Source organism: Colwellia sp. BRX8-7, assembly GCF_014077275.1.
Taxonomy (GTDB): Bacteria; Pseudomonadota; Gammaproteobacteria; order Enterobacterales; family Alteromonadaceae; genus Colwellia_A.
Map to the genome: position 1 here is coordinate 1 of NZ_JACGVP010000135.1, position 248 is coordinate 248.

Below are 248 nucleotides of genomic sequence, written 5' to 3' on the forward strand. Positions count from 1 at the left end.
AAAGAAAAAGATACCTTAATCTTTTGTGATTTCATCAGTAAATGGCCATCGCTCACCGCGGTTAAAAAAGCCAGAAAGCAAACCTTATTAGACTTCTTTAATCGTCACAACTCACATTATGAAACCGTCAATAATGCTCGATTACTTAGCATTAAAGAAGCCGTTCCGTTAACCGAAGATGAAGGCGTAATAGCCCCTAATCAACTGTTAGTGGAAGTGCTTATCGCACAATTCAAGGTGTTACTTAT

The 248-nt window shown here is 37.9% G+C and carries 1 pseudogene; it reads left to right on the forward strand.

Going from position 1 to position 248, the window contains the following annotated elements:
• Window positions 1-248 (forward strand): annotated as a pseudogene (locus H4J57_RS20420) (IS110 family transposase); the annotation flags it as partial.